The 20916-nt window shown below is 64.4% G+C and carries 15 protein-coding genes, 3 tRNA genes and 2 rRNA genes (1 of these 20 cut by a window edge); 7 read left to right on the forward strand and 13 right to left on the reverse strand.

Annotation, left to right across the window (positions count from 1 at the left end; all coding sequences use genetic code 11):
• The first annotated feature begins 2 nt into the window (after positions 1 to 2).
• Together CV103_RS14235 and CV103_RS14240 are read left to right on the forward strand one after the other, a co-directional pair.
• A complete protein-coding gene (locus CV103_RS14235; protein WP_015458703.1) occupies positions 3 to 764 on the forward strand; it encodes a helix-turn-helix transcriptional regulator in 762 nt (253 codons plus the stop codon).
• A gap of 54 nt (positions 765 to 818) precedes the next feature.
• On the forward strand, positions 819 to 1787 hold the full coding sequence (locus CV103_RS14240; protein ID WP_211314403.1) for a DMT family transporter: 969 nt from the start codon (positions 819 to 821) through the stop codon (positions 1785 to 1787).
• A 24-nt stretch (positions 1788 to 1811) separates the two neighbouring features.
• Here CV103_RS14240 and CV103_RS14245 read toward each other — a convergent pair whose 3' ends face one another.
• From CV103_RS14245 to CV103_RS14270, 6 genes are all read right to left on the reverse strand, one after another.
• Positions 1812 to 3188, reverse strand: a complete 1377-nt coding sequence (locus tag CV103_RS14245) for an amino acid permease (RefSeq protein ID WP_070935266.1) — start codon at positions 3186 to 3188, stop codon at positions 1812 to 1814.
• A 60-nt stretch (positions 3189 to 3248) separates the two neighbouring features.
• The gene (locus CV103_RS14250) at positions 3249 to 3737 is read right to left on the reverse strand and encodes a GNAT family N-acetyltransferase (RefSeq protein WP_107395313.1); all 489 of its coding nucleotides are present in this window, start codon (positions 3735 to 3737) and stop codon (positions 3249 to 3251) included.
• Between the two features lie 59 nt (positions 3738 to 3796).
• Complete coding sequence (gene speC, locus CV103_RS14255; RefSeq protein ID WP_245896847.1) at positions 3797 to 6046, reverse strand: ornithine decarboxylase; 2250 nt, start codon at positions 6044 to 6046, stop codon at positions 3797 to 3799.
• A gap of 63 nt (positions 6047 to 6109) precedes the next feature.
• Positions 6110 to 7453, reverse strand: coding sequence for a putrescine-ornithine antiporter (gene potE, locus CV103_RS14260; RefSeq protein WP_107395314.1), 1344 nt, complete (start codon positions 7451 to 7453; stop codon positions 6110 to 6112).
• 388 nt (positions 7454 to 7841) lie between these two features.
• A complete protein-coding gene (locus CV103_RS14265; RefSeq protein ID WP_107395315.1) occupies positions 7842 to 8606 on the reverse strand; it encodes an NRDE family protein in 765 nt (254 codons plus the stop codon).
• A gap of 73 nt (positions 8607 to 8679) precedes the next feature.
• Positions 8680 to 9861 (reverse strand): aromatic ring-hydroxylating oxygenase subunit alpha, encoded by a 1182-nt coding sequence (locus CV103_RS14270; protein ID WP_015458710.1) that lies wholly within the window; start codon positions 9859 to 9861, stop codon positions 8680 to 8682.
• Positions 9862 to 10027: 166 nt separating this feature from the next.
• Between CV103_RS14270 and CV103_RS14275 the strand changes: the two genes are divergently transcribed.
• The gene (locus CV103_RS14275) at positions 10028 to 10930 is read left to right on the forward strand and encodes an enoyl-CoA hydratase (RefSeq protein ID WP_107395316.1); all 903 of its coding nucleotides are present in this window, start codon (positions 10028 to 10030) and stop codon (positions 10928 to 10930) included.
• 31 nt (positions 10931 to 10961) lie between these two features.
• Here the strand turns inward: CV103_RS14275 and CV103_RS14280 are convergent, their stop codons facing one another.
• The gene (locus CV103_RS14280) at positions 10962 to 11567 is read right to left on the reverse strand and encodes a TetR/AcrR family transcriptional regulator (protein WP_107395336.1); all 606 of its coding nucleotides are present in this window, start codon (positions 11565 to 11567) and stop codon (positions 10962 to 10964) included.
• 69 nt (positions 11568 to 11636) lie between these two features.
• Here CV103_RS14280 and bdcA point away from each other — a divergent pair, with 69 nt between their 5' ends.
• From bdcA to CV103_RS22890, 4 genes are all read left to right on the forward strand, one after another.
• Complete coding sequence (gene bdcA / locus CV103_RS14285; protein ID WP_107395317.1) at positions 11637 to 12350, forward strand: SDR family oxidoreductase; 714 nt, start codon at positions 11637 to 11639, stop codon at positions 12348 to 12350.
• Between the two features lie 71 nt (positions 12351 to 12421).
• Positions 12422 to 12497: transfer RNA gene (locus tag CV103_RS14290), tRNA-Glu, on the forward strand.
• Positions 12498 to 12589: 92 nt separating this feature from the next.
• Positions 12590 to 14206: a DUF6538 domain-containing protein gene (locus CV103_RS14300; RefSeq protein ID WP_146163434.1), complete on the forward strand. Its 1617-nt coding sequence runs from the start codon at positions 12590 to 12592 to the stop codon at positions 14204 to 14206.
• Positions 14207 to 14300: 94 nt separating this feature from the next.
• On the forward strand, positions 14301 to 15242 hold the full coding sequence (locus CV103_RS22890) for a LutC/YkgG family protein (protein WP_245896848.1): 942 nt from the start codon (positions 14301 to 14303) through the stop codon (positions 15240 to 15242).
• A 16-nt stretch (positions 15243 to 15258) separates the two neighbouring features.
• Here the strand turns inward: CV103_RS22890 and CV103_RS14310 are convergent, their stop codons facing one another.
• The 6 genes from CV103_RS14310 to CV103_RS14335 all read right to left on the reverse strand — a co-directional run.
• Positions 15259 to 15849, reverse strand: a complete 591-nt coding sequence (locus CV103_RS14310; RefSeq protein WP_015458716.1) for an OmpA family protein — start codon at positions 15847 to 15849, stop codon at positions 15259 to 15261.
• A 283-nt stretch (positions 15850 to 16132) separates the two neighbouring features.
• Entirely contained in the window at positions 16133 to 17083 is a 951-nt protein-coding gene (locus CV103_RS14315) for a helix-turn-helix domain-containing protein (RefSeq protein WP_107395321.1), read from the reverse strand.
• Between the two features lie 391 nt (positions 17084 to 17474).
• Positions 17475 to 17551, reverse strand: a tRNA-Met gene (locus tag CV103_RS14320).
• A 112-nt stretch (positions 17552 to 17663) separates the two neighbouring features.
• Positions 17664 to 17740: transfer RNA gene (locus CV103_RS14325), tRNA-Met, on the reverse strand.
• 228 nt (positions 17741 to 17968) lie between these two features.
• Positions 17969 to 18083, reverse strand: a 5S ribosomal RNA gene (rrf, locus tag CV103_RS14330).
• A 117-nt stretch (positions 18084 to 18200) separates the two neighbouring features.
• Positions 18201 to 20916: ribosomal RNA gene (locus CV103_RS14335) — 23S ribosomal RNA — on the reverse strand (it continues 76 nt past the right edge of the window).

Genomic DNA, 20916 nt, shown 5'->3' on the forward strand with positions numbered 1-20916 from the left:
CCATGTCTTCGATGTCCCCCCGCTTCAGCCTCGCGGTGCGCAGCTACGGCGTGAACCCGGATATCGACCGGCACAGCTTCACCCAGCTCGTCCTGCCAATCAGCGGCACCCTCACCCTCGACATCGCCGGCCAGGGCCGCGATCTCGAGCCGAGCTGGGCCGCCTTCGTCGATACCGGCACCGGCCATGCGACGATGAGCCGCCGGCCCAACCGGTCGCTGATCCTCGACCTGGAAACCGGCGCGGTTCCGCCAGACATGCGCGAGCGCCTGGCCCACCGGCCCTTCGTGGAGCTGCCGCCGCAGGCGATCCGGCTGGTCGATTATATGCGGATGGTGGCGGAGGACGGCGATCCGGCGCCGCCGCTGGTCGCCCATTGGGTGCCGCTGCTCCTGGACACGCTGGTCCGCCAGCCGCCGCGCCCGGCCTCCCGCCTGGCGGCGCTGCGCGCGGCGATCGAGGCCGCGCCGGGATCGCCCTGGACCACCGGCGCCATGGCGGATCACGCGGCCGTCAGCGTCAGCCGGCTCCACGCGCTGTTCCGGGCGGAACTGGATACCACGCCGCGCGCCTGGCTTGCCGGGGTGCGGCTGGATCGGGTGCGGGAATGGCTGCGCCACACCGACCGGCCGATCGCCGAGATCGCCTTTGCCGCCGGCTATGCGGACCAGAGCGCGCTTACCCGTGCGATGCGCCGCGCCACCGGCCTGACGCCCGCCGCCTATCGCCGCCAGAATCGCGAGACCAGGCCCAGAAATCCGTAGACCGGATCAAGATTTCCGCCCGCATTCGCGCCATGGCGGACGAAACGGCGGGAAATGGTTTTCGACATGGAAGCGGATACGGGCAGGATCGGGATCGGCATCGCGTGCGGCATGGCCGCCGGTGCGCTCTGGGGCCTCGTCTTCATCGCCCCCGAACTGGCGCGTGAGTTCACGCCCCTGCAGCTCGCCGCCGGCCGCTACCTCGCCTACGGGCTGGTCGCGGCCCTGCTGCTGGCGCCGCGCTGGGCCGCGGTCACGCAGGGGCTGGGCCGGGCGGAATGGTGGGCGCTGACCTGGCTCAGCCTGCTGGGCAACAGCCTCTATTTCGTGCTGCTCGCCAGCGCGGTGCAGCGGGGCGGGGTGGCGATGACGTCGCTGGTGATCGGATTCCTGCCGGTCACCGTCACCATCGTCGGCAGCCGGGACCATGGCGCCGTGCCGCTGGGCCGCCTCGCCCCGTCGCTGCTGTTGAGCGTTCTCGGCATAAGCTGCATCGGCTGGCAGGCGATCGCGGCGCCGGGCGCGGGATCGCGCATCGACGGGCTGATCGGCCTGGCCTGCGCGTTCGGGGCGCTCGCCTCCTGGACGACCTTCGCCGTCCACAACAGCCGCTGGCTGGCGCGCGCGGGCCATGTCTCCACCACCGACTGGAACCTGCTGACCGGCGTCGTCACCGGCGCGCAGGCGCTGCTGCTGGTGATCCCGGCGATGCTGATCGGCGCGCGGAGCCACGAAGCGGCGGAATGGCTGCGCTTCGGGGCGGTGGTATCGGGCATCGCGATCGCGGCGTCGATCCTGGGCAATGCGCTGTGGAACCGGATGAGCCGGCTGCTGCCGCTCACCCTGGTGGGCCAGATGATCCTGTTCGAGACGCTGTTCGCGCTGCTCTACGGCTTCCTCTGGGAGAAAAGGTGGCCGACGGGGCCGGAGGTGGCGGCGATGGCGATGGTGACCGCCAGCGTCGTGCTGTGCATATCCGCCCACCGGCCGCGCCGGGGCGATCCCGCGCCGGCGGCGGCCTGAAACCTCCCCCCGCATGTTCTCCACCTAGAGCGGGGGCTTGCCTTCGGCCTCGCGGCGCAGAAGCGCCCAGGCATAGATGGGCAGGCCCAGCAGCATCAGCACCATGGTCCACAAGCCCGCCGAAGCGCCCGCGCCGAAGATGGTGATGAGCGAGAAGAGGAAGGCGATGAGCGAGACGAAGGTGAACAGGCGGATGCGCCGCCGCCCGCCCCTGGCGCGGACGGCGAAGCCCAGGATCACCCCTTCGGCCGCGGCGCAGAAGACATAAGGCACCATCTCCGCCGTGGTGGAGAGATTGATGAGTTCCCGATAGACGCCGATCAGCGTGCTGAGCCCGGTGGCCTGGAGACAGAGCACGAAGGAGGACAGGCCGATCGAGATGACGATGCCGATCGACGGCACGCCGTTGCGATTGAGCCGGGCGAAGACCGGCGGGAACAGATCGTCCCGCGCGGCGGCGAGCGGCACCTGCGCCATCACCAGCGTCCATCCGTTGAGCGCCGCGAGCGAGGACAGCACCACCGCGCCCGCCAGCGTCCAGCCCGCCCATTTGCCCCACATCATGCTGGCGGCATCGGCGAAGGGCGAGGAGGAAACCGACAGCACCTCGCGCGGCACCACCCCCATCACCGCGACCGTGCAGAAGATGAAGATCAGCGCGCAGAGCAGCGTGCCGAGCATGGTGGCACGCGGGATGGTGCGCGCGGGATCGACCACGTCGTCGGCCGGCACGGTGGAGGATTCGATGCCCAGGAAGGCGAACATGATGAGCGGCATCGTCGCCGCCAGCGCCGACAGCACGGGGAAATTGCCGGCGGCGGCATCGGCCGGAACCTCGATCGGCAGGAACAGGCGGGAAGGATCGACCCAGAACAGGCCGATCGTGCCGATGGCGATGAAGGGCAGCAGCTTCATCGCCACGACGATGCTCTGGAAGAGGCCCGCCGCCCGCACGCTGTGGATGTTGACGAGCGCCACGCCCCACAGCGCGGCGAGCGCGACCAGCGTGGAAAGGATCGGATCGCCGAGGATATCGGGCAGGAACACGCGCAGATAGCCGACGAAGGTGAGCGCGATCGCCGGCTGCGACACCCACATCGATATCCAATAGGCCCAGGCGACGATGAAGCCCGCGAAGGAGCCGAAGGCGTGGCGGGCATAGGCATAAGGCCCGCCCGCGCCGGGCAGCAGGCCCGCGAGCCTGGCGAAGACCAGGGCGATGCACATCGCCACCGCGCTCATCATCACCCAGCCGATCAGCGCGACATAGCCGTAAGGCGCGAGCGCCGCCGGCGAGAGGAAGAAGCCGCTGCCGATGACGTTGCCGACGACGAGCGCGCTGCAGGCGATGAGGCCGAGGCTCCGGCCGGCGGACGGCGCGGTTTCGGGCGGACTGGTCATCGGCGGGCGGACCTTTGCAGGGGCGATATCATCCGGCCCCGACCGGCGGGGCGGCGGCGATCAGAGGGCACGGATAAGCGCCCGCGCTTCCGGGCCATAGCCCTTGGAGGGATCGAGCAGGCCGTCGCCCATCAGCGAGAAGCCCTGGCGTTCCCAGAAGCCGTGCGCATCGCCGACGGCGATCAGCGCGATGGCGGGGAAGCCGCCCCGCCGCGCTTCCTCCACGACGAGCGCGACCGCCTGATTGGCGAGGCCGCGCCCGCGCGTCTCGGCGCCGAGCGCGAGATCGTGGAGGAAATAGCAGTCCGCGGGCTCCGGCAGGGCGACGAGCGGCACATCCAGCACGGGCGGCCTATCGAACCGGCCCGGATGCGAGACCAGATAGCCGCCGAGCCGGCCGTTTTCATGGACGAGGACATGACAGCCCGCGGGATAGAGGCGGAAGCAGGCGGCGAACACGGCCGGATTTTCCGGGTAATCGAGATGGACCACCTCCGCCAGATCGGCCACGCGGGCGATATCCGCCTCGACCATTGCCCGCCAATGCATATCCGTCCTCCCCGCTCAGGCCAGGTCCGCCCCCGATCCGATCCGCGCGCCCGCTTCGATCATTCCTTCACCACATAGGTGTAGAAGCGCGTCCGGCCGTTTTCGTTGACCTGATATACACCCTGCACCTCGAACGAGAATCCCGGAAACAGGTTGGCGCTTTCCTCGAAGGCGAGGAAATAATCGATCATCGGCTTCGCCCGCGCGTCATAGCGTTCGCCCGGCACGACGATGCCGATGCCCGGCGGGTAGATCAGCGCCAGGGTCGCGGCGACGCGATTGCCCACCTCCGTCATCGGCACGAAATCGACATCGCCGCCGATCAGCGCCTCATTCGCCTCGCGCGCGGACATTGCCTGTTCGGGGAAGGATTCGTGGCGGAAGCAGAGCCGCTGCAATTCCTTGATATTCTTCGATCTGTAGAAATCGTGCATTTCCTGCGCGAGCTGACGGAGCGTATAGTCGCGATAGCGTTCCGTGTTGCGGGCGTAGAGGCTGGGCAGCACATCGCCGAGCGCACTGTCGCGGTCATAATGTTCGCGGAAGCGATCGAGCTCGGCGAGCAGCATCGCCATCTTCCCCTCGCCCACCGCCGGCGTCATCAGGAAGAGGATCGAGTTGAGATCGTTCTTTTCCGGGATGACGTTGTTGTCGCGCAGATAATTGGCGAGGATCGTCGCCGGCAGGCCAGTGCTTTCATATTCGCCGGTGCGCACGTTGATGCCGGGCGTGACCAGCATGAACTTGGTGGGATCGACGATGGCGAGGTTCCTGCCGGCGTTGCGATAGCCGTGCCAGCCCTCGTCCGCGTCCAGCCGCCAGTAGCTCTGGTCGCTGGCCAGCGTTTCGGTGGGCACGTCCTCCCACTTCACCTTCTGGCCGGCATGCGTGACGATATCGGGGACGAAGGGATCGAGGAAGCCGGCGAAGCGCCGGCGCACCGCCTTGCGCGCCTCGATCCCCAGCACGACCATGTCGTTCCACAGCACCTGCCCCGCCTTGTCGCCGTGCATCTGGGCGTTGACATCGAGGCTGGAGAACAAGGGGTAGAAGGGCGAGGTCGATGCCTGGAGCATGAACATCTCGTTGAAGCGGCGATGGTTTATCCGGCGCGGCTGATCGCGGATATGGCCGTCGCGGACATGGATCTGCGAGGCCTGGGAGAAGCCGGCAAGCTGCTTGTGGGTCGATTGCGTGGCGATGATGCCCGGATCGTCCGGCCCGAGCGTAAGGCTCATCGCGAAATGATCCTTCATCAGCGGATGGAAGGCGCCGAAGCCGGCCCATGCCTCGTCGAAATGGATATATTCGCAGAGGTGGCCGATCTTATCGATCACCGCGCGGGCGTTATAGACCGTGCCGTCATAGGTGCATTGTTCGATGATGGCGACGCGGATCGGCCGTTCCTTCTTCCAGGCATCCGTGCCCTTGAGGCGGGGATGGTTCTTCAGCCGGTCGCGGATCGTCTTTTCGTCCAGCGCCGCCCAGTCGATCGGCCCGACCATGCCGAAGCCGTTGCGATCGGTTTCGAGATAGACGGGGATGGCGCCGGCCATGAACAGCGCGCCATGGTGGTTGGACTTGTGGTTGTTGCGATCGAACAGCACCACGTCCTTGCTGCGCAGCAGCGCGGTGTTAACCACCTTGTTGGACGAGGATGTGCCGTTGAGCACGAAATAGGTGCGATCGGCGTGAAAGATGCGCGCGGCCGCCTGCTGCGCCTCCAGCGGCGGGCCTTCGTGGATCAGCAGATCGCCCAGCGACACCATCGCGTTGCAGATGTCGTCGCGGAACACGTTCTCGCCCATATGTTCGTAGAACAGCCGGCCGACCGGGTGGCGCATGAAGAACTGGCCGCCCTGGTGGCCGGGGCAGGCCCAGGCGCGATTGGCGTCGAAATCATATTGCATCAGCGCGCCGAAGAAGGGCGTGTGCAGCCCCTCGGCATATTTCTCGACCGCGGCCATCAGCCGCTTTTCGTAGAATTCCTTGGATTCCAGCTCGGCGATCACCACGCCGTCGAGCGCCTTCAGGAAGGGTTCGTGGAACGTCTCCTCGTTGCGGCGGCTGAGGAGGAAGATGGGCATGGCGAGGCCCCGCGCCTCCCGCGCCTCGACCACGGCCGGCGCATCGGGGCGGGAGACGATGATCGCGCCGAGATCGGCCCCGCCGCGTATCGCCTCGGCCGCATCGTCCGGGTCGACCACCGTGACCTTGAAATGCAGCTCCTCCTCGATGATGTGGGCGACGAACTCGAAATCATGGCCAACCACCAGGATCCGGAAATATTCGGTAACGGGATATGCCATCTTCACGCTCCGCATCGCTGCTGAGGGACGGACGGGCGGCCGGGAGAGGCCGCCCGGCGAGGATCATTCCTGGAGGGCTTCCCCCGGATGGGCGACATGGGCCTTCACGTCCGCATCGTAGAAGCGGGCCGCGACGAAGCCGAACAGCGTCCAGCCGAGGAAGATGCAGAGGCCGCCCAACATCAGCGCCTCCGAGCCCGAGCTCCACAGCGCGTAATAGCTGTAGGCCGCGCCGATCAGCGCGACGATGTTGGTGATCAGCGCCTTGTGCGCGGGCACCTGCATCACCTTCTGGATCGCCATCAGCGCCGCCATGCTCATCACATAGGGCACGAGGTTGGTGACGACCGCGAAGTTGACGATGCGCTGGAACTGCTCGGCCAGTTGCGGGCTCACCGTCATCAGCGCCAGCGCCACCTGCGCCACCAGCAGCACCAGCATGCCGATGATCGGCGTGCCGTTGCGGGTGGCCTTGCCGAAGATCGGCAGGAAATAGCCGACGTCGGCCGAGCTTTTGAACACCTGCGCCACGGTGAACTGCCAGCCGAGCAGCGATCCGACGCAGGCGAGCACCATCAGCGCCATCACGATGCTGCCGACCACGGGCGAGAACATCTTGGCGAACACCAGCCCGAAGGGCGCGGTGGAACTGGCGAGTTCCGTATTGGGGATGATGCCGGCGATGACGTTGGTGGAGACGATGTAGATCACCGCCGCGCTGATCGTGCCCACCATCACCGCGATCGGCACGTTGCGTTCGGGATTTTCCACCGCATCGGAATTGGCGTTGGCCGATTCGAGGCCGAGAAAGGCCCAGAGGGTGAGCGCGATCGAGCTGGTGACGGCCGATCCGAACGGCAGGCCATGCGGGTTCCACGCCGCCGTCCAGGTCGATCCCCGGAACCAGCCGAGCAGCGCCACGACCACCACCGGGATGATCACGCCCCATACCGTGACCGCGCCGATGCGGCCGGTGACGCGCGCGCCGCCGAAATTGGCGAAGGTGGTGATGCAGAGCAGCACGATCGTCCAGATGCAGGTCTGGATCGGCGAGAGCTGTTCGTTGAACAGCACCACCGCATAGCCGACGGCGGTGATCGCGATCGCGACATTGGCGATCACCAGCGACAGGCCGTAGGTGTAGTTGGCCATATAGTTGCCGCCCTTGCCGAACGCATATTCGGCATAGCCGCCCATGCCGCCGGGCTTCCGGCTCAGCATCCCGCAGCGGGCGAAGGCATAAGCGAGCGCGATCGATCCGCCCGCCGTGATGATCCACGATATGATCGATATCGTTCCCACTTCCGCCAGCTTGCTGGGCAGCATGATGATGCCGGAGCCCATCATGTTGACCGCCGTCAGGATCGTGAGCTGCCACACGTTCATCTTGCTATGTTCGGCGCTCATCCGGCGTTCCTCCTTGAAGACGCTTGCCCGGAAGCGGGCGGACCGTGGCACTGGCCCGGCGGGGACGGCGCCGGGCGATCATCGGCAGGGCCGATGGAAGGACGCAATCGCTTCAGAATGGAAATGAGGACCAGGAAGGGACTTTCCGGCATCGTCGCCGGAAATGAGCAAGCATTGGCGGTAGCGGGACAGCAATGTTACAAGGTGCTATCGCCCGCGATGCGAGACGCCGTTTCCGGAAGACTATGGACATCTCGCCCATATGCAGGCTCCGTCACGCAGGTTCCCCCCTGGCCGGATGCTGGCGGCACTATCCGTCTTTTTTACGATTGGTTCAATATTGAAATCATTACGGCCGCAAATTCGCGGTGAAGGCCGTATCCGCCCGCTATCGCGACCAGGAAAAGCCAAGCTCCGTCTCGCCCGTGGCCGCGCCGTCCGGGCCGTAACGGCGTTCGACGATCAGCCCCGCGCCGCGATCGTCGATGGCGACGACGGTGCTGCAGCGGGTGCCGTAAACAGGGTTGCGGATGAAGACGGGCGACTGCGTCGCCTCCTGCGGAATATCGGACGGGCCTGCGGCGATCAGCCCGACATCGGGCAGGACATCCGATCGCAGGCCATCGAGCAGCGCATGCGGCAGGAGGGCGCCGTCGACGATCCAGTCGAGCAGGGTCGCCTTGAGCTGCAGGGTCTTGGGCCAGGGTTCGTCCAGCGCGCCGTTGGACAGGCCGTAGATGCCTGGCGCCAGCCGGCTGCGCGCCGGTTCGGGCCGGTTGGTGAGGAAGGTCGCCTGCCCGGCATCGGCCAGGATCAGGTTGAAGGGGTTGAAATCCCCAAGCGCAGCCACGGCCGGATCGGCATAGGCGCCCTCGCCGCGCAGCAGATCGGTGACGAGCGCCCCGCGCGAGACGCGATCGGGGCGGGCATCGCCGAAGCCACGGAGATTGGTGACGACCGCCAGCCGCCCCCGTTCCGATACGCCCAGCCAGGTGCCGCCCGACCGCAGGTCCCGCCCGGCCAGCAAGGCGGAATCGGGATCGGGCCAGCGCGCGAGCGGGGCGGCGGGGCGGGCGTGCAGCTCATCCCGGTTGCCGGCCAGCACCAGCCGCCAGCGGGGATGCGCATGCCAGGCGAAGGCGAGGACGCACATGGCGCCCCCTATCGCAGATCGCGGCCGGCCTGGCGATGGGAGACCGCGCGGCCTCCCACGACGCCGGCGCCTTCTATTCGGCCGCCTGGGGCAGATCGGCCGCCAGCGCGCTCGCGGCGTCATGGCCGATCAAGCGATCATAATTCTTGTGCATGCGCAGCACATTCTGCTCGCGCCGACCGAGGATGATCGAGGGCACCGCACCCGATTCCATCATCACCTGCGAATTGGACTGGATCTTCATATCCTCGTCCATCGCGACCTTGATCAGCATGTCCGCGACATAGGCATCGCGGGCGCGCTGCTCCTCCGACGCATCCTTGCCCCAGCCATAGAGGCGGAACATGTAATTGCACTCGCCCGGCTCGTCGCCCGGATCGCTGCGCTGGAAGATCGCCATCGCCTCGCCCGCGATCACCACGGTGTTGGGGAAGATCGCGTTCGAGACGGAGAAATGGCAATATTCCGGCCATTCCTCCTCGGGCAGGTCCTTCAGCGTCATGATCTCGGGGCTCACCGACACCAGCGTATGGTGCAGCCCGAAATCGAGATGGACGAACTGCTGCAGCGTCATCGGCCCCACCGTCTGCGGGTGGAGGAAGGGGACGTGATAGCCCTCGACCCCGCCGTCCACGGCATGCTTCCAGTTGATCCGCGCCCTGGTGCTGAATTCCTTCACAAGCCGCAGATTTTCGAAATGATAGCCGGCGAGGTGATCCTTGATCGGGCCGAAAAACTCGTCGGCGTCGATTGTGCCATCGGGCTGGGGATGGACGAGCAGGAAGCCCATCGTCTCCACCAGCGGAAGCTGGATCAGCCCGCGATCCTCCAGCAGCCCGTCGAACGCCTGCCGGCTCGGCACGCCGACGAGGTCGCCGTTCAGCGCGAAGGTCCAGGCGTGATAGGGGCAGGTGAAGGCCTGCGCCTTGCCGCAGCCTTCGGCCAGCTGCACGCCGCGATGGCGGCAGGCGTTGAGGAAGGCGCGCGCCTGGCCGTCGCGCCCGCGCGCCAGCAGGATCGGCTTGCCGGCGATCTCGGTGGCGTAATAGTCGCCCGGTTCCGGGATGTCGGCGCTGTAGGCGAGAAGCTGGGTGCGGTTGAGGAAGAAGACCTCCTTCTCCTTCAGGAACCGTTCCTTGTCCACGAATCGGCCGATATCCAGCTCCCAGGCGGGTTCGTCCGAATATTCCAGCTCGTTATTCTCGACCATGGCGATGATGCGCTTCGCCAGGCTGATGCGCGCGGCCCTGTCCATGTTGCCCTATCCTCTCCGAAAATGCGCACTTGCCGATCTTGAATGCCGATTATGCGCGGTTTACGTGGCGATGATGTCGATCGGGAACGCAGTGAACAAGGCGTAACTATATCCGGCGGGCGACGGACCGATGGCGGGACGGCCACCCGCCCAGAAGCGAAGGAAGATGCACGTGGACGATCTGGTCGAACCCAAGGCCGCCGACATCGCTTATGAGACGGACGAGCCCGTGCGCTACGAGACCGACGGCGCGGTCGCCTATGTCATCATGAACCGGCCGCGCTTCCACAACGCGCAGAACAGCCAGATGACCTATGCGCTGGACGCCGCCTTCCGCCGCGCGACCGACGACGATGCGATCCGCGCGATCGTGCTGAAGGGCGAGGGCAAGCATTTTTCCGCCGGCCACGACATCGGCACGCCGGGGCGCGACATCGCCGCTTCCTGGGATCGCGTCCATCTGGTGCCCGATCATGTCAACAAGCCGGCGGCCGAGTTCCTCTACACCCGCGAGCATGAGGTCTATATCGGCATGTGCCGCCGCTGGCGGGACATCGCCAAGCCGACCATCGCCGCCGTGCAGGGCGCCTGCATCGCCGGCGGGCTGATGCTGGCCTGGGTGTGCGACATCATCGTCGCCACCGACGACGCCTTCTTCCAGGATCCGGTGGGCCGGATGGGCATTCCCGGCGTGGAATATTTCGCCCACGGGTTCGAGCTGCCGCCACGCATCGCCAAGGAATTCATCCTACTGGGCGATCGCATGCCGGCGGAGCGCGCCTATCAGTTCGGCATGGTCAACCGGCTTTCCACCCGCGCGGCCCTGGATGCCGATGTGAAGGCGATCGCCGACGAACTCGCCACCCGGTCCCGCCTCGGCAACTGGCTGACCAAGCAGGCGCTGAACCATGTCGAGGATCTGCGTGGCAAGCGGGCCGCGACCGACGCGCATTTCCACATGCACCATTTCGCCCATGCCCAGAACGACATGATCGCCGCCAACAGCCTGGGCGGGCTGGATGCGCGATCGATGGCGGCGGCCAACAAAAGGGCGGCGGGCGACGATTGAGGGGCGAGGAAGGATTTTCCCCGGCACCCTCTCAATCGTCGGCGCGCCCGGCCTCGGCCCGGAAAGCGCGCTCCATCACCCCGGCGAAATCGCCCAGCATGTCCGCATCGGCCCCGTCGCGCGCCACCGCCGACATGCCGGCGAGCGCCGTCGTCACCAGATCGGCCAGCCGATCCGCCTTCGCCGGATATTCGGCGGCGATGCAATCGCGGATGGCCCGGCGGCTGTCCGCCTTCCAGAGCGCGCCGAGCGCGCGGGCCTCCGCATCGGCGCTGTTGCGGGCGCCGTCGATCACCAGGCAGCCGGCCACACCGTCGCAGGCGGGATAGAGCCGGGCGGCCTCCCGGAAGGTGCGGCCGATCACCGCATCCACCCCGCCGCCGCCTTCCAGCGCGCGGGCGAAGATATTGGCCGGCCCCGCGGCATAATGCCGCAGCGCCTGTTCGAAGAGGCCGAGCTTGCTGCCGAACGCGGCATAGAAGCTGGGCGGCTTGATGCCGAGCGCCGCGCACAGCTCCGCCACGCCCACCGCGTCATAGCCGCGCTGGTGGAACAGACGCATCGCCGTCGCCACCGCATCCTCCTTGACGAAGGATCGCGGCCGACCGCGTTCGCGAGGCTCTTTTGTAGCGATCATTAAATTATCCTTGCGCCGGGCGTCCGCCATTATATATAGCGATCACTATATATTCTCAAAGAGGCCGTCATGGCTGATTTTTCCGGGAAGACCGCGCTTATCCTCGGCGGCAGCCGCGGCATCGGCGCGGCCATCGTCCGCCGCTTCGCGCAGGCCGAAGCCCGCGTGATCTTCACTTATGCCGGATCGGCGGAGGCGGCCGAGCGGCTCGCCGCCGAAACCGGGGCGCGGGCGGTGCAGGCGGACAGCGCCGATCGGGATGCGCTGACGGCGGCGATCGCGGCGCAGGGGCCGATCGACATGCTGGTGATCAATGCCGGCACGCTGGCGATCGGCGATCCGCTGACACTGGATGCCGACGCGATCGACCGGATGATCGATATCAACGTCCGCGCACCCTATCATGCCGCGGTCGAGGCCGCGCGGCGGATGCCGGACGGCGGCCGGATCATCGTCATCGGCTCCACCAACGGCGATCGCATCCCCTTCGCGGGCGGCGCGGCCTATGCGATGACCAAATCGGCGATGCAGGGCATGGTGCGCGGGCTGGCACGCGATTTCGGCGCACGCGGCATCACCGTCAACAGCATCCAGCCCGGCCCCACGGACAGCGACATGAACCCCGCCGACGGGCCGATGGCCGAACAGATGCACGGCTTCATGGCGGTGAAGCGCCATATCCGGCCCGAGGAGGTGGCGGAGCTTACCGCCTATATCGCCGGGCCGCACGCGGCGATGATCACGGGATCGATGCAGACCATCGACGGCGGCTTCGCCGCCTGACCGCTGCGCGCCGGAGCCCGCGACTTGACTCGCGCGGCGACGCTCCATAAGGACGCGGCTCCAACGCGCGTGGCCCCTTCGTCTAGCGGTCTAGGACGTCGCCCTCTCACGGCGAAAACACGGGTTCGAGTCCCGTAGGGGTCACCATAAACGCCAAAATGTCCCGAAAATGGGCATAAGTGGCGGTTTTCAGACATTTAGACGTGCTTACTGGTCACAACTTTGTGATACAAAGAGGCATGGAACAGATGGCTGATATGCAACGGCTGCTGAAGCGCGGGACCACCTATCACTATCATCGCCGCGTACCGCTCCACCTTGTCGATATAATCGGCAGAAAATTCATCCGCCGTGCTCTGGGCACTGACAGCCCCAAAGAAGCGCGCCGCCGCCGCACATTGGAAGACGCTCGTACCGAAGCAATGTTTCGGGAAGCGGAAAAGGGCATCAAGCCCGGCATAGGGCGAATGAGCGTGTCGCTCGACACCCTCACCGCCTATGTGCGCGAAACCGTGGAGGAGATGGACCGCAAGGCGTCTGAGCGGCTGGCCTTGTCTCCTCCAGCCGATAAACGGCAGTTGGCCGACATGGTGCAGGATGCTCAATACCAGCTTGGCATCCTCACTGATCCCGCTGACCCCCGGCAGGATGAGTTTGTGGCAAGCGTGACTGACCGCATTGCCCATGCCCATGGAGCCGAGTTGTCCGACGCCGCGCTTGTCGCGCAATTTGCAGAAATCGTGCGGCGGGGATTGGTGGAAGTCACCCGTCGCCACATTGGGCGGCTTACCAACGAAAATGGCACCGCATACTTCGATGCCGCATTTGATCCCGCAGCGCAGCCGCCAGCCCCCACCAACGCCGCCGCACTGGATACCGACATCGTGGACGGCTGGGCGGCCGAACGGAAACCCTCGCAAAAGGCTGTGGACAGTTGCCGGAGCGAAACGCGGAAGTTCCTTTCCCATACCGGCTCGAAGTCCGTGGGGGAAATCACGCGGGCGGATGTTCTGACCTACAAGGCTGCAATGATCGCGGACGGGCAAAGCCCGGCCAACATCAAGACCCGACTAAGCCGCCTCAACACCGTGCTGGGCTGGGCAGCGGAGAACGGCCACCTTCCCGCCAACCCTGCCAAGGGCATCACCATCAAGGTGCCGAAGAAGAGCAAGGACAAGCGCCAGCCCTTCGACGTGAACGACCTGAACGCAATCTTCGCCGGTCCAGTTCATGCAAACGGCGAGCGTCCCGTTCGCGGGCGTGGAGAAGCGTCTTACTGGCTGCCCTTGCTGGCACTCTTCAGCGGCGCACGTCTGGAGGAAATGGCCCAGCTTCGCCCTCATGACATTACCCAGCAGACCTATACCGATGGCAATGGCCAGACCCGGAAAAGCTGGTTCATCAAGATTGTCGAGGTAGACGGCGAGGATGGCACCAGCGTTAAGACCGCAGGCAGCGAACGGCTCGTGCCTGTGCATCCTGTGCTGGAGGAACTTGGCTTCATCGCCTTCGTGAAAGCCCAGCAGGCGGCTGGCCACGCCCGCCTGTTCCACCAGCTGAAGCCGGGAGCCTACGGACGGCTGGGCAACAAGTGGGGTGAATGGTGGAGCGGTTACATGCGCGGCACCATCGGCATCACCGACAAGCGTAAAGTTTTCCATAGCTTCCGCCATACCTTCAAGGACATGGCCCGGCATTGCGGCCTGCCCGAAGGCGTGGCCCGCCAGATTATGGGGCATAGCGGTGAGGACGTGGCCGACGACTATGGGAACGGCTATTCCCTGTTCCAGCTTGTCGAGGGCATGGCGAAGGTGAAGACTGTGGGCGTGAAGCTGCCCCCGCCGCCAGCCGTATAGTCCTACCTAGCTGGGCTAAGATTTGTCCCGCCCCTCACGCAATTCGTTGCACGGGCGCAAACAGTTGCCCAACCTAAAAGAGAAAGCCCCCGCCTTGCAGGGCGAGGGCCTTCTGGGACGCCGGAAACCCGACGCTGACTTCCAACAGCGACACTACCCCCGGCGATCCCTCCACGCAATACCGGAAGGAGCCAGAACCGTGTCCAACATCGTGTCATTCGCCGCCAGTGCGGAAGCCAAGGCCAAGATGAAAAAGGCCCTTACCAAGGGCCAGACCAAGGCCAAGACTGCTAAGGCCCCCGCGAGCCAGATAAATGCCGTCGAGAATGCCAAGAAGGCAGCGCAGCGCGCCAAGACCCAACTGGGGGCACCGGGACATCTGGCGCGATGCCGCTTCCTTGTCGGCAACCATTGGGGCGCTGCTGCCCTGCTGTATAATCTGGCGCTAAAATGGCGCGGTATTACGAAAAGATGGAACGGCAAACGCGGCCCCTGCCTCGCCATGTCGAGGGCAGAATTAGCGTCGGCGGCAGGTTTGGGACCGAGGGAGATCGAAACAGCCCTGAAACGAGTTCGAGCCTACGCCTTCCATATCGTCCAGATTGAGATCGAGGGCGTCGGGGAGCACTCCGCCCTGCTGCAGGCGCGCTTTCCCGATGCACGGATCATCGCCTCGGCGGTGCCGGAATATGACGGCAATCGCGATCTTGCGGCCGTGGCCCGTCCGCGCGACCTCGCCGATGTCGACGTCGCGATCGTGCGGGCGAGCTTCGGCGTGGCGGAAACCGGATCGGTCCTGCTGACCGATCGGGCGCTCCGCAACAATGCCGTCGCCTATCTCGCCCAGCATCTGATCGTCCTGCTCGATCCCGTCCGCATCCTGCCCACCCTGCAGGACGCCTATCTCCACCCCGATCTCCGCGACCATGCCTATGCCAGCTTCCATACCGGCCCGTCCGCGACCGCCGATATCGAAGGCATATTGATCCACGGCGCGCAGGGCGTGCGCTCGCTCACCGTCCTGCTGACGTTCTAAGCGGGGCCGGGCCGTCTCATCGATCGGCGGCGGCCCGGCGGACGAGGACGAGGCTGACCCTGTCGTCGGTGGCGCCGCCAGCGCGCAGGGGGCTGTCGGGCGGCAATGGCTGGGAGGAGCCGACTCCCTTTGCCGACAACCTGTCCTCACCGATCCCTTCCTTGCGGAGCCGATCGACGACAAATCGCGCCCGCGCCTCCGACAGCGCGATATCGGCGCGCTCGTCCCCGGATGCCCGGGCATGGCCCAGGATCTGGACGTCGACGTCGGGATAGGCCTTCAGCATCATCACCAGCCGCGGGAGGCGGCCGCTATCCTCGACCGTCGGGTTGGTCGAGCCGGGGAGGAATTCCTTCCCGCCCAGCTCGAACGGCATGGCCTTGCCGTCGTTCATCGCCAGCCATTCGATCAGCTGCCGCCCCACGGTTCCCTTCTGCGCGACCAGGGTCGCGCCATTGGGCAGGCCGACGATGACGTCGGCGACAGCGGCGTTGAGAGGCGCCTCCTCGGGCACCGGATTGTCCGACCGGGCATCGCAGGAGCGGAGGGCGAGCGCCCCCGCCGCGACCAGCAGGAGGAAGAGGGACAAGAAAATCAGCCTGACCATGCCCATCTCCGCCGTTGTGCGCTTCGCCTGCCGGACAGGCGGGCGCCCATCTTCCGCCGGACGCATGATATCGCCAATCGCCCGGGATAGGAATTGGCCCTCCGCCGGCGCTCGGGCCGATCGGAAAGCGGCCACGCCTCGCCGCTATCGTCGCCTCCGCGCGCGCTGCTGGAACAGGTTAAGGGGCAGACCGCCGGGAATCTTGCATCCGGTTGCGCATCCTGGCCGCCGATTGGCGCGGATGTCCGCTTCGGGGCGCCGTCGCCGGCGCCCCGCACCGGCTCTAGGGGGTGCCGTCCGAACGGCGTCCGGTCCGGCGGCGGCCCCGCTCGCGCGCATAGGCCGCGGGCGTCGAGCCGACATGGCGATGGAAGCGGCGGGTGAAATGGCTCTGGTCGGCAAAGCCCGTCATCAGCGCGATCTCGGAAAGCGGGAGATCGGTCTCCGCGATCAGCGCCCGGGCGCGCCGCAACCGGCATTGCTCGACGAAGCTGATCGCCGTCTGGCCCGTGCTGCGCTTGAACAGCCGGGCGAAATGGAACCGGCTGACGTTCACGATCTCCGCCAGCTCGGCCAGCCCGATCGTGCGGTCGATATTGTCCTCGATATAGGCGATCAGCCGCGAAAGCTCGACGCGGCCCAGTGAGCGTTCGTCGCGCGGCTCAGCCAGTTCGAAGACATTGTAGAGGCGCAGCAAATGCGCGGCCAGGGCGGTGGATACGCCATCAACGATGAGCGCCTGGGCGGGGTGCGGCTTCAGGTCCATCTCCGCCAGCAGGATCAGCGCCAGCCGCTCGATGGATGTATCGCGGACTTCGAAGACGTTGCGGATTTCCACCTGGGCCATGCTGCGCCGGCCGACCTGCTCGGCCGCCATGTCGACGAGCGAGGCGGGCACTCGCAGCCGTGCGGAAGCGGCCGAGTCACCATCCCAGGACGAATCATAGCCCGCCGGGAGGATGAGCGAGACGCCCGCCGAGATCATGCTTTCATGGACGGTGCCGGCCCTTCCCTGGACGAGCCTGGCATTGCCGGCGGGGCAATAGGAGATCATGTGATGGTCGAGTCCGGGAAAGCTTTCGGCGCAGTTCAGGCGGGGCCGATGGAGGTCCACGGTCACGCCGCTCCATCCGCGCTCGCGCGTGGTCGCGCAGGGCGGATTGGGCCGTGCGCGCAGGATTTCGTCTATCGAGATCAACCTGTCCTGCGGCGGGATGGGATGATGGGTGGTCATGGGGCCGATCCTTGTCGCGGGCACCGACCGGGACGGACGCCCCGGAAGATCTGTGCCGCCGGGGAAGAATAAGCGAGTTATGTGTTGGAGGGGAGCCTGTCTGGGATTTGCTGGTGGGCTGAACGAGAGGAGCTTTTCGCGCTCGTTGGAGCCGCTTGGGGAGGGCAGCGCCCGGTTGCGGCGGCAGGCCGCGATATGGCCCTCCAGTTCCTCCTCGCAATCGAAGGCGACAAGCCCGGCATGCTGCGACAAGGACGGCGGCGCCATGGCTTTCCGGCACGACCAGCCAGCCCAGCCGTCAGCCCGCCATGAGACGGGGGTTTGCGGAGCAAAAAAATAGCGCCGCGGGTGTACCTGCGACGCTTTGGTGTGTGGTGGGATATGGAAGGATTGGTTGCGGGGACAGGATTTGAACCTGTGACCTTCAGGTTATGAGCCTGACGAGCTACCGGGCTGCTCCACCCCGCGACACTNGGCTTGCAGCGCGGCGGGCGGAAGCAGGCTTATCCTGACCTGATGGACCATGGGCCGCAAACGACAACGCCGCCCTTTAGAGGCGGCGATGGTGATTTTATGGATCTGGTTGCGGGGACAGGATTTGAACCTGTGACCTTCAGGTTATGAGCCTGACGAGCTACCGGGCTGCTCCACCCCGCGACACTGATGGGCCTCAAGCGCCGGCGGCGGCGTTCCGCTGCCTTGGCTTTCCTCGCATAAGCTCGGGCGGCCGTTCGGCCNTGATGGGCCTCAAGCGCCGGCGGCGGCGTTCCGCTGCCTTGGCTTTCCTCGCATAAGCTCGGGCGGCCGTTCGGCCTTGCGGAGCCTTTGGCTCCGGGGCCTTTGGACATGTGAATGGGTTTTGATCTTGCTGGCGCTGGCTTCAAAGCCTGGCGACGCCCTACTCTTCCGTTGCTTAGGCAACAGTACCATCGGCGCAGTCTGGTTTCACGGCCGAGTTCGGGATGGGATCGGGTGGGTCACAGACGCTATGGCCACCAAGCTATGGAGCCAGCGCTAGCGGGATCGTTTTAGAAATCGACGTGCTTACCTTGTGCTGAGAGATTGTCCTTAATCGACGACGTCCTGATGGTCAGGGTTGTCGTTGATGGTGGGACTCATCAAGCGCGAATAGAGCAATTAGTATCGGTTAGCTCCATGGATTACTCCACTTCCACATCCGATCTATCAACGTCGTGGTCTTCGACGGCTCTATGATATCTTATCTTGAGGGAGGCTTCCCGCTTAGATGCTTTCAGCGGTTATCCCGTCCATGCATAGCTACCCTGCTGCACCGTTGGCACGATGACAGGTCCACCAGAGGCATGTTCAACCCGGTCCTCTCGTACTAGGGTCAACTCCTCTCAAATATCGACGCCCACGGCAGATAGGGACCAAACTGTCTCGCGACGTTCTGAACCCAGCTCACGTACCACTTTAATTGGCGAACAGCCAAACCCTTGGGACCTGCTCCAGCCCCAGGATGTGATGAGCCGACATCGAGGTGCCAAACAACCCCGTCGATATGAGCTCTTGGGGGTTATCAGCCTGTTATCCCCGGCGTACCTTTTATCCGTTGAGCGATGGCCCTTCCACGAGGGACCACCGGATCACTATGACCGACTTTCGTCTCTGCTCGACTTGTCAGTCTCGCAGTCAGGCTGGCTTATGCCATTGCACTCTAACAGCCGGTTTCCAACCGGCCTGAGCCAACCTTCGCGCGCCTCCGTTACTCTTTAGGAGGCGACCGCCCCAGTCAAACTACCCGCCACAGAGGGTCCCTGAACCGGTTTCACGGTCCGAGGTTAGACATCAGAAAACAACAGGGTGGTATTTCACCTATGGCTCCACTCAGGCTGGCGCCCAAGCTTCAAAGCCTCCCACCTATGCTACACAGTTCTTTCCTAATGCCACTCTGAAGCTGCAGTAAAGGTGCACGGGGTCTTTCCGTCTAACCGCGGGTACTCCGCATCTTCACGGAGAATTCAATTTCGCTGAGCATGTACTGGAGACAGTGGGGAAGTCGTTACGCCATTCGTGCAGGTCGGAACTTACCCGACAAGGAATTTCGCTACCTTAGGACCGTTATAGTTACGGCCGCCGTTTACCTGGGCTTCATTTCGGAGCTTGCACCCCTCCACTTAACCTTCAGGCACCGGGCAGGCGTCAGACCCTATACGTCGTCTTGAAGCCGACTTAGCAGAGCCCTGTGTTTTTGCTAAACAGTCGCTACCCCCTGGCCTGTGCCCCCCACAAGTGCTTGCGCATATGTGGGGCCTCCTTCTTCCGAAGGTACGGAGGCAATTTGCCGAGTTCCTTCAGTACACTTCTCTCAAGCGCCTTGGTATACTCTACCAGACCACCTGTGTCGGTTTCGGGTACGGTCTATACGGTGGGGCTATTTCCTGGAACCTCGTCGAAGCACGTCCAATCCGTTAAGGACGTACAACATAAGAGATCCGTCACACACCACCAGGCCCACGAATATTAACGTGGTTCCCATCGACTACCCCCTTCGGGCTCGTCTTAGGGGCCGGCTCACCCTGCGCGGATTAGCCTTGCGCAGGAACCCTTGGTCTTTCGGCGACAGGGCATCTCACCCTGTTTATCGCTACTCATGTCTGCATTCGCACTTCCGATACCTCCACGGCCCATTACCAGACCGCTTCACAGGCTTACGGAACGCTCCGCTACCGCGTGCACAAAGTGCACACCCTAAGCTTCGGTGCGTGTCTTGAGCCCCGTTACATCTTCGCCGCAGGAACCCTTGTTTAGACCAGTGAGCTGTTACGCTTTCTTTAAAGGATGGCTGCTTCTAAGCCAACCTCCTGGTTGTTTTGGGATTCCCACATGCTTTCCCACTTAGACACGACTTGGGGACCTTAGCTGTAGGTCAGGGCTGTTTCCCTCTTGACGACGGACCTTAGCACCCGCCGTCTGTCTCCCGGATATCACTCGTTGGTATTCGGAGTTTGGTTAGAGTTGGTAGATCTCGCGACCCCCGCATCCATCCAGTGCTCTACCCCCAACGGTGTTCATCCGAGGCACTACCTCAATAGTTTTCGCGGAGAACCAGCTATTTCCCGGCTTGATTGGCCTTTCACCCCTAAACACAACTCATCCGGTAACTTTTCAACGTTAATCGGTTCGGACCTCCAGTGGGTGTTACCCCACCTTCATCCTGGTCATGCCTAGATCGCCGGGTTTCGGGTCTAATGCATCGAACTAAATCGCCCTATTCAGACTCGCTTTCGCTGCGCCTACACCTAACGGCTTAAGCTTGCTCGATACATTAAGTCACAGACCCATTATGCAAGAGGTACGCAGTCAGGCCTTAAAGACCCTCCTACTGCTTGTAGGCATTCGGTTTCAGGTACTGTTTCACTCCCCTCATCGGGGTGCTTTTCACCTTTCCCTCACGGTACTTGTTCGCTATCGGTCATGCACGAGTATTTAGGCTTGGAGGGTGGTCCCCCCATGTTCAGACAGGATTACACGTGTCCCGCCCTACTCGAGTCTCATCACATCACTTTCGCATACGGGGCTGTCACCCGCTATGGCCAGCCTTTCCAGACTGTTCTGCTAGTTGAATGATGAGCACTGGCCTGGTCCGCGTTCGCTCGCCACTACTTACGGAATCTCGGTTGATGTCTTTTCCTCCAGGTACTGAGATGTTTCAGTTCCCCGGGTTCGCTTCACCAAAGCTATGTATTCACTTCGGTGATATCCTTCCCATTAAACTCCAATCGTGATCGCTCACGGCTGAAATTTAATGGTGAGGATGGGTTTCCCCATTCGGAAATCGTCGGGTCAAAGGTTGCTCACACCTCACCGAC

This window comes from Edaphosphingomonas fennica (assembly GCF_003034225.1).
Lineage (GTDB): Bacteria > Pseudomonadota > Alphaproteobacteria > Sphingomonadales > Sphingomonadaceae > Sphingomonas_E > Sphingomonas_E fennica.